The sequence below is a fragment of the Butyricimonas sp. BSD2780061689_150309_C8 genome (assembly GCF_015560935.1).
Taxonomy (GTDB): Bacteria; Bacteroidota; Bacteroidia; order Bacteroidales; family Marinifilaceae; genus Butyricimonas; species Butyricimonas paravirosa.
Map to the genome: position 1 here is coordinate 133731 of NZ_JADMSV010000007.1, position 9105 is coordinate 142835.

Below are 9105 nucleotides of genomic sequence, written 5' to 3' on the forward strand. Positions count from 1 at the left end.
ACGGTTGAAAAATTTATTTGAGGGGGACGGAACAAGATATTATTAAACTACGTATGTTTGCGTAGTTTTAATATACAAAAACAAAAAATGATAAAGGAGAGATTCCAAGGAATCTAGCAATTATGAAAACAGGTGTAAGCGATTTGCCCCGATCGATGAATCAGGGAAATGAGTTCTTAATGTTACGGGAAAAAAAGCACAGGGTTAGGATTGAAGGTGAGGGATTCGTGGTGCGTGAATGGCGTTTTTCGGATTGTGATTCTTTAGCCGAAAATGCCAATAATGAGAAGATTTGGAATAATGTTATGGATCACTTTCCACATCCATACACGAAACAAGATGCTTTTGATTATATCAGTATGGTTCATGCCATGCCTGCTCCCCCGATGCGATTCGCGATCGAGGTGGATGGGAAAGCAGTAGGAAGTATCGGGTTTGGTTCAGAAGGTGACATTGAACGGGTAACAGCCGAAATCGGTTATTGGCTGGGAGAACCTTACTGGGGACGGGGAATCATGCCTAGAGTCGTGGCTGCCGTCACGCGATACGCGTTTGAAACGTTCGGTTACCAAAAACTTTACGCTTTGGTTTTTGATTACAATCCGGGATCAATGCGTGTATTGGAGAAAGCAGGGTATCAATTGGAGGCGGTGTTGCACAAGGCGGCCGTGAAAAATGGGAAGGTGATAGATTTCTATTATTACAGTATCATGAAAGAGAATTAATTAAAAAAGCAGTATCCTTGCAAGATGCTGCCTTTTTAATTTCATGTTTACCAGTTGATTTCTTGAATACCCTTACTTCGTAGAAAAGCATTGGCTTTACTGAAATGTTTACAACCGAAGAAACCATACTCGGCAGAACGGGGAGAGGGGTGTACGGTGGTTAACGCAAGATGTTTACGAGTATTGATAAGTGACATCTTTTGTTTGGCATAACTTCCCCATAACATGAAAACCAAGTTCTCCCGTTCATCACTTAATTTTTTGATCACGGCATCGGTAAAAATTTCCCAGCCTTTGTCTCTGTGAGATCCCGTTTCGTGCGCCCGAACCGTGAGTACCGAGTTTATGGGGAATACCCCTTGGGCTACCCAATGGTCCAGATTCCCGGAGGTCGGGATGGGTGTCCCCAGGTCCATGTGTATTTCTTTAAAAATATTTGCCAGAGAGCCGGGAATAGCTACCCCATCCGGTACGGAAAAACATACCCCGTAATATTGACCCGGATTAGGATAAGGATCTTGTCCCAAGATGACAATTTTTACTTTTTCAAAGGGGCAGGCGTTGAATACATGAAATATCTGGTGTCCCGGAGGAAGTACATGAGCTTTCTTGTATTCACTCTTGACAAACGCCACTAATTTCTCGAAATAGGGTTTGTCAAATTCATCCTGTAAGCGTTGTTGCCAACTTTCTTCTATTTGAACCTTCATAGATGCGTTTGGGTTGCTAAACGAAGACAAAAGTAAACATATTTTTCATTCGTTTATTTCCATTTTTTCAGAATTTTATTGTTTTACAAAGCTTTGATGTTCATGATTGGTTTGATCGTGTCGACGATCGTTGCCGTGTCTTGTATCGCCTGCATGATCAAATCTTTATCTTTATACGCCATCGGGGATTCATCAAGGGTTTGTCGGCAGACGGAGGTGGAATAAATGCCTTCCATTTCTTTCGTGAATTCCTCCATATCCAGTGTTTTCAGTGCTTTGTTCCGGGCAAGTACCCTTCCGGCTCCATGAGGGGCGGAACAGTTCCAGTCCGGGTTACTTTTTCCTTCGCAAATCAACAAACCGTCACGCATGTTGAATGGGATAACCATTTTTTCACCTTGATAGGCTCGAATGGCTCCTTTTCGAATGATCCAATCGGTCGTGTCGATGAAATTATGCATGGAGTAAACCGTGTCCACGGCTCGGTAATTTTCACCCAAGTCTTTGAATATGGCTTTCGCCATAGCCTTATGGTTAAATTGCGCGTAAGTTTGAGCAATAACCATATCGACAAGATATTCATACATATCTTCTCCTTCAAGCATATACTCCTTTTTCCCGACGTGGTAACGTTTGTTTAACTCTTCCAGTTTCTGGGGAATATCACTTGTCGGTAGTGTATCACGCGTGATAGACTTGAATTCTTCATGGTACTCTTCCGGAAGAACGGTCGTTTTATGCATTTTTTTGGCATGATAATTACACACCTTCAACCCGAAATGACGAGAACCGGAGTGAATGGTCAGGTAATGTGATCCATCCTTGGTAGATTCTCCCAATTCGATAAAATGATTTCCACCGCCTAATGTTCCCACGGAACAATAGAAGGTACTTTCTTTGATACCGATTTTTTTACACAAGCGGGAGATATATTCTTTATCGACTTGAATGGAACCTTTGGTTTCCCCGAATCGCTGGAACCATTTTTGTTGAAAGGCATGAAGGTTATTATTCACGGTTTCAAAATAGGGGGTAATCCACCAGTCTTCCAAATTCTTTTCCTTTCGGATATGCATTCCCATGGGGATGGAACGCCGGATGGCGTGGTCCAGTGTCGGGAATCTTTCCTCTTCGATTCGCTGGTTTAATTTGAACGTGGTGACGGAACAACCGATGTCCACGCCAATATAGTTCGGGTTGACCATTCGTGTCACGGGCATGGTGAATCCAATCACGATACCCTTACCCACGTGGGTATCCGGCATGATTCGTACTTGTACTCCGGCAGAGATTTCCTGGTTTAGAATGTTCCGGACCAATTCGATGGCCTCGGTTTCCACTTCGTCGATGAAAATTTTACAATCTTGATTGTATGTTCCTTTTAATTCTATCATAATTTTTGTTTTTAATATACGCGGAGCAACGGGCAAACAAGGATCGTACGGGATTCGAACCCGTGGTGACCACTTTAACGAAGTAACCCTGTTTTACGGCATCCGCGTGAGTTTCATTTGTAAAAAACAGGAGTAACAAGCGAGAAAGGAAACGGGGCATGACTTGCCGGAGTCGAACCGGATAGTCTCGTCGATTTTACGACCTCACTATTCCTCCCCTAAATTGAGTCGAAGTAACCCTTCTCTACGACATCCTGTTTTAGTAATTTAAAAGCAAGGCTACAAGCGATAAGAGACTGTTTCCTGCTCTACCCACTGAGCTACACTCCCTTGTTCGTGATTTACAGATCGTGGAAGTGGCGGGATTCGAACCCGCGACCCGGGCGTTATATGCGAAGTAACTCTTGTCTACGGCACTTGCTTTATATTGTTGTTTCAAAGAACGCTTTTATATTTCTATTTTCATTATTTCGTTGACAACCGAGGAACCTTGTTCGATATAATATATCATATCGAATATTTTTTCACTCCACCCGCTGACGAGGATCACGTTGCCGTTATCTTTGGTCATGCTGTTCCCGTAACCTCTCAAGTCAACCGTATAGACCCTCACGTCCGGGTTGATCTTCAGGTATTTCTGGAAAAGGCGGTTGAAGTTTTCTCCCCGATTTCCTTTGTGATCGTACCAGTTGCATCCGTCACCAACTTGACAGTCAGAGAATATAACGATTCTGTCTACAATCGTTTTTGATTTTATCAAATATTCCATGTAGTCGAATATTCCTCTTTCCGTTGCCGGGCCGCATTTCTTGGCGGCTTGGTTAATGATGTTGAAATTCTCGAACACGTTTACCGAGCGACTCAAGTTCGCATCAATTAACCGATCACCAAACAGCCCGACGTAAGTGTCTTTGCATTTGTTCCAATACAACACGGCAAATAAGTTGGCAATATCCGAAGTTTTCCGTTCGCTCATGGCTGACACTAGGGATTTCCCACCCCGGTCCCCGTACATGCTTCCGGAGTTATCGGATAGTATCACGGTTTTTCCCTTGCGGGTCGGGATATTGTCACAACTGATTACCAGCGCTTTTTCCAAAGCTGCCAAGGCTTTCTTTATTTTCGCTTTTTCTCCTTCGAATATAGAGGTTTCTTTGGCCAGTTTGTCTATTTCCAGGAATGCTGACAAATAACGGAAAGGCATTTGTTTTGCTTTTCTGATCCGGTATTCGTTTGTCAGGATATTCAAGGTCATATCTAATGCTTTATCAGAGCTTTTCGTGACGATATTCCGCAAGTTTCGCAATAAAGCCATGTAACCCACTTGACCGCTTGACACGAGTTCCTCCCATTTTTGGGAAACGGCTTGGGTTTTCGCTTTCTCGTTTTCGAACGCTTGTTTACCCAGTTCGGATAATTCGGTTTCCCACGTGTAAGGAATAGCTAGTTGCCCCGATACTATTTTGTCAAATACAGCTTGTTGTGCTTCATCCTTTGCTTTCGGGTGAACCAGAAACAAAGCGTCTCGCAGGCTTACAGCCGAGTCTGCATTGTATTTGGCGAATTGATACTCGTCAAACCTGTTGAACGATTCGATCAATCCTTTTTGTATTTGTTTTGACAATCGGTTCAACTTTTTGCTCCCTTCCCGTTTGTTGGCGATTTGGTAATAAGCGAGAATCTCGGTGATTTCGTCAGCTCGTTTTACTACACCCGCAACGGTACGTTTCACAATTTCGTTACCGGAATACAATCTTGCCAATTCAACAGCCAGTATCATCGGTACCGAACGCAAGTTCATTTCCGTGCGAGCGTACACCGCGAGTCTGGCTACAAACTCGGGACTGCATTTTGCGATTAGGTTTTTGATCCTGCAAACCCTGTCCGTGTTTGATTCATAGTATGAATCATCGACCACGCAGGTGACTACGGTTGAATAGAGTTCCATTTCCGGCGTCATTTTGTAAGCCTTGGCTCCCATGTAATTCACGGTAGTGTCTTTTCCTTTGTTTGTAAAATTGAATTTCATAATTGTATCTTTTTTCGTTTTACACCACAAAGATGCATAGGTGGATGCGCAAGCTTTTTGCGTAACTGAAATTATTTTCATATTTTTGAAAAAATAATTTTTATCCTGTTTTTATGCCAGCGAATCGTAATGCCCTAATCCGTTATAAAACAATAGATAACTGCCTGCGTAACAAATATAGAAGATGGACGCTTGAAGATTTGATTGATGCGTGTTCCGATGCCTTGTACGAGTACGAGGGGATCACGAAAGGAATCAGTCGACGCACGATTCAGATGGACATACAGATGATGCGTAGCGAGAAATTGGGTTATAATGCCCCGATCGTGGTATATGATAATAAATACTATAAATACGAAGACGAGGAGTATAGTATCACGAACACACCCTTGTCGGAACAGGATTTGAAAGTGATGTCGGAGGCCGTGGAGGTGTTGCACCAGTTTAAAGGGTTCTCTTATTTCTCGAATATGGGGGATATTATCAGTCGTTTGGAGGATCATGTGACTTCAGCCCGTCAGAAAACAATCCCGGTGATTGATTTCGAGAAGAACGAGAGTCTGAAGGGGATTGATTATCTGGATATGATTTATCATGCGGTGGTGAGCAAACAAGTGCTGCGGATGAAATACCGGTCTTTCAAGGCCCGATCCGCGTCCTCGTTTTTGTTTTATCCTTATTTACTGAAAGAGTACCGGAATCGTTGGTTCGTGTTCGGGGTAAAACAAGGAACGTCCGTGCTTGTAAACTTGGCACTTGACCGTATTCATAGTCTTGAAATCGCTAAAGAGGAATCTTACAGGGAAAACACGGTGTTTGATCCGGTCACGTTTTTTGACGATCTTGTCGGGGTAACTAAAAACACAGGATCAAGGGCTGAAGTGGTTCGTTTTTGGGTAGATCGACTCAACGCTCCATACGTGGAAACCAAACCTCTGCATAAGTCGCAACGGGTGGTGGAAAGACAAAAAGATGGGTCTATCGTGTTCGAGATAGAGGTGGTTATAAATCAAGAGCTAAGACGGGAGATTTGTGGATTTGCCGAAGGGATTCGGGTGCTATCACCACCTATGTTGGTGCAACAGATGGTATCCAAGTTTCAACAGGCAAATGATCTATACCGGCAGAACTGATTTTTATATTCCTTTTTTGATGATGGTATAACCAAAGAATCCTTTTTCCAAGGTTAGAGTTCTGGTTGCGTTAGTACGTGTCTTGTTATAGGTGGAGAGTGAAACCGGGAGTTTTTTTCGTGTCCCGTTTTCGAAAATTACTTGCAGGTAATATTCTTTTCTTTCCCCGGCTGGAACATAACGGTGGTTTCCGACTCTACGGGTTTGCTTGTGTGTTTCGATATGTTTTGAGAGTACGGTTACTTTTTCTTCCCGGGTAGAAGACGGATCTGCGAGCATGAAGTTTCCGCCCAAAATCATGAGATAACAGAAAGCGCTTGCGTGAAACAGATGGCATATACCATTCAAGATTTTATTATCGGAACGAGTTAGCCATTGCCATTTTTTTGCGAAAAACAGAGTTGCAATAGCGAGTATAAGAGCCATCGAGAGTGGTTCCCACCAAGCAATCAGTGTTTCCTTGTAAAGGACAGACCCGAAAGCCCAGGCCAGTATGGCGAGTAGCACAGTTACGTAAGGGATGATTTTGGAGAATAACGCTTTCATACGGCTACCTCCATGTCTGCCCGACTTTTACTACGTGTTACTAGGAAAACTCCGGAAAAAACGCAAATAACAGCGATGATTTTTAACAGGTTGAACGAGTCCATACCCCAATAAACGGCAACACAGCTTGCGACAATCGGTTGAACATAGCAATACATACTTACCACGGTAGGACGTAAATAGCGTTGCCCGATAGGTGCTAACAAGTAACTGACGAACGTGCTACCCAGCAGGATAAAGCTGAGACCATACCATATATTGGGTTCAAGTGACAACCATTCCAGATGTGTTATGTCTTGAAAAGAAAATGGAATGATACATATTGCCGCATAAGTGAACATCCATTTCATGAGTGTGATAGGAGTGTAACGACTGATGAGTTGTTTGAACAGAACAAGATATAGGGCGAAACTAAGTTCGGCAGTGAGGCAAACAATATCTCCCCAAATATTACTGTTATGAGTCGCTCCTCCGGTATTTTGGTTACTTACGATCAATAATAAGGCTCCGGAGGCACCTAAAAATATACCCGATACTTTCTTGCTTGTGATAGGCTCTTTCAGGTAGATTGCGGCAATGATCATTGTTAGAATAGGAGTACTTGTTGTGATGATGGAGGCATCTACCGGGGAGGTCATGCCAAGTCCTATGGTGAACAATCCTTGGTTGAAAAGCACTCCTAACATGGAGGCGAAGAATAGTTTCAACAGGTCAGGAGGGGACACGTGTTCCCGTTTGGTGAAAATGGAGGCAATCCAGAATAAGATGGCAGCCCCGATAACCCGGATTTCGACAATAATGAAAGGTGTTATGATGCTGGTAATAAGTACCATTTTCGAGATGGGTGACATCAATCCCCACATCATATTGGCTGTGGTCATGGATAAATGGCCTTTTAATTCATCCTTTTTCATCTTCTTGTATTCATTTTGCGGGTACAAAAGTAAAATAAGAAAAAAAAATTCCAGTATAATTTGAATAATTTATGTATTATACTACCGAAATAAGTTGCAGGATATTGGACAAAACGAAGATAAAGACGACTTAAAGCCGAGATATAGCTGAGTGGAGTCATCTTTATCTTTTAGTTATCCCCTTGTTACGTGTTGGTTGGGGGATGTCCTAGAATAATTAAGGGATTGATATTGAATGATTCTTTTTAGTGGTGAGATGAAATTTTCATTCACATAACCATTCATCCACCTCGGTATACAATTTCTCGACTAGATCAGGGCGGTCGATACCCGGGAGGTTTTCATTAACGGTCATACCGTTTCTTTTGGTCATGTAAATAATGCTGGCATAACTCTGCCTGTATTTCGATATTTCGTCCGTGGGGATATGAATGTTATTGTTAGGAAAAACAGGTGTGATCGAATCTTTTTCATATATAGATTCAAAACCGACAATATACCATTGATCATTAATTTTTTGCGTGCGGAAAATTAGTTTCGTGTCAGAGGATATTTCCACCGGGTTCCCATCAAGTTCCATGCGCATCTGAATCGTTGCCATCATGATCGTGACAGCTTTGTTGCCATTAAGCCATGTTTGTGTGTTGTGAATTTTATGTGGAGCATAATTTTTCATTTTGCTGGAAGCCTCTGCAAACCCGCGTCCTGTTCCTTGATACCATGAAATATTCACGTGAGAATCGACTGCATAGCATCTAGCCATTTCATCCCATAAGGCATTGTCCCGACAAAAACGTTCGAACTCTACCAACTCTTTTATCGCTGCTTTCTCTAAAACAGCCTTTTCGCTTTCTAAAAGCGGTCTTTTTAAGATAATCTTTGTCATTGCATGATGAATTTGGGAGTAAATATAAAAAATCGTATATAAGTTTTTTAAAAAATGATCAACAAATTGTTGCATATAACTTAAATTTTCATGTTTAATTTAGGCTAAATAGTTTGACTTTAAAAATAATCTTTGTAAATTTGTATAGGATCTAACAAAAATCACGATTATGAAACGCGTGTTTATTTATTGGTTATTCAAATTATATTTTTGGGTGTATTATCTGCCCAAAAGATGACTAGATCTTCAGAATACGATTTTTATGCAAAAAAGAAATTATGGGGAAGGTTGTTTCTTGATTCGGTAAGATTGAAAGAACAAAAAGAAATATATTTTTCATTTTCCCGTGATAGCACACTAAAATTAGTTTCCGCAAAAGATATTTTTACGCGTGGAGATTCAATATATTTGAACAAACTGACTCTAAATAAATTTGATGTAAATTTAGATTTATTTCCTGGAGTTGATTTCAAGTATACCTTACCCGTGAAACCCTTGCTTTATATTTCATTGCTGGATTATTCCTCGAAACCAGTTCTCGATCGCTACTCGCATTTTTATAACCCGTTTGATAGAAACAGAAACTCAAGGGATTTAAAATACTTGTGTGGAAATTCCAATGTAATTGACCCCTAGAATCCAACTTAAATTGCCCCCCTTTAAATTTTCCCCAGAAATAGCCAGATCATCCCTTTATACACGTGCATAAAATTCTACAGGTATGCCATTATTATTATTAAATTTTATTCACAAATATAGTGATTTTAT

General features: G+C 41.4%; 9 protein-coding genes. 3 read left to right on the forward strand and 6 right to left on the reverse strand.

All coding sequences use genetic code 11. The features are described from left to right. The first annotated feature begins 122 nt into the window (after positions 1 to 122). Positions 123 to 725, forward strand: a complete 603-nt coding sequence (locus tag I2I33_RS08465) for a GNAT family N-acetyltransferase (protein ID WP_229128240.1) — start codon at positions 123 to 125, stop codon at positions 723 to 725. A gap of 47 nt (positions 726 to 772) precedes the next feature. On the opposite strand, the gene ung is transcribed toward I2I33_RS08465, so the two are convergent. The 3 genes from ung to I2I33_RS08480 all read right to left on the reverse strand — a co-directional run bounded on the left by ung (position 773) and on the right by I2I33_RS08480 (position 4858). Further along, positions 773 to 1435, reverse strand: a complete 663-nt coding sequence (gene ung / locus I2I33_RS08470; RefSeq protein ID WP_087420504.1) for a uracil-DNA glycosylase — start codon at positions 1433 to 1435, stop codon at positions 773 to 775. 83 nt (positions 1436 to 1518) lie between these two features. Next, positions 1519 to 2829 (reverse strand): RtcB family protein, encoded by a 1311-nt coding sequence (locus I2I33_RS08475; protein WP_087420503.1) that lies wholly within the window; start codon positions 2827 to 2829, stop codon positions 1519 to 1521. Positions 2830 to 3277: 448 nt separating this feature from the next. Further along, entirely contained in the window at positions 3278 to 4858 is a 1581-nt protein-coding gene (locus I2I33_RS08480; RefSeq protein WP_162613740.1) for a TROVE domain-containing protein, read from the reverse strand. A 113-nt stretch (positions 4859 to 4971) separates the two neighbouring features. Between I2I33_RS08480 and I2I33_RS08485 the strand changes: the two genes are divergently transcribed. After that, the gene (locus tag I2I33_RS08485) at positions 4972 to 5991 is read left to right on the forward strand and encodes a helix-turn-helix transcriptional regulator (RefSeq protein ID WP_087420501.1); all 1020 of its coding nucleotides are present in this window, start codon (positions 4972 to 4974) and stop codon (positions 5989 to 5991) included. Positions 5992 to 5994: 3 nt separating this feature from the next. Here the strand turns inward: I2I33_RS08485 and I2I33_RS08490 are convergent, their stop codons facing one another. The 3 genes from I2I33_RS08490 to I2I33_RS08500 form a co-directional block, all read right to left on the reverse strand. Then, the gene (locus I2I33_RS08490; RefSeq protein WP_087420500.1) at positions 5995 to 6537 is read right to left on the reverse strand and encodes a DUF2500 family protein; all 543 of its coding nucleotides are present in this window, start codon (positions 6535 to 6537) and stop codon (positions 5995 to 5997) included. Then, positions 6534 to 7451 (reverse strand): DMT family transporter, encoded by a 918-nt coding sequence (locus tag I2I33_RS08495; protein ID WP_087420499.1) that lies wholly within the window; start codon positions 7449 to 7451, stop codon positions 6534 to 6536. Before I2I33_RS08495 ends, I2I33_RS08490 begins: the two co-directional genes overlap by 4 nt. Before the next feature lie 265 nt (positions 7452 to 7716). Further along, positions 7717 to 8337 carry a nuclear transport factor 2 family protein gene (locus tag I2I33_RS08500; protein WP_087420665.1) on the reverse strand — a complete coding sequence of 207 codons (621 nt, stop codon included), beginning with the start codon at positions 8335 to 8337 and terminating at the stop codon, positions 7717 to 7719. 210 nt (positions 8338 to 8547) lie between these two features. On the opposite strand from I2I33_RS08500, the gene I2I33_RS08505 reads away from it, so the two are divergent. Continuing rightward, complete coding sequence (locus tag I2I33_RS08505; RefSeq protein ID WP_140402568.1) at positions 8548 to 8973, forward strand: hypothetical protein; 426 nt, start codon at positions 8548 to 8550, stop codon at positions 8971 to 8973. Positions 8974 to 9105: the final 132 nt, after the last annotated feature.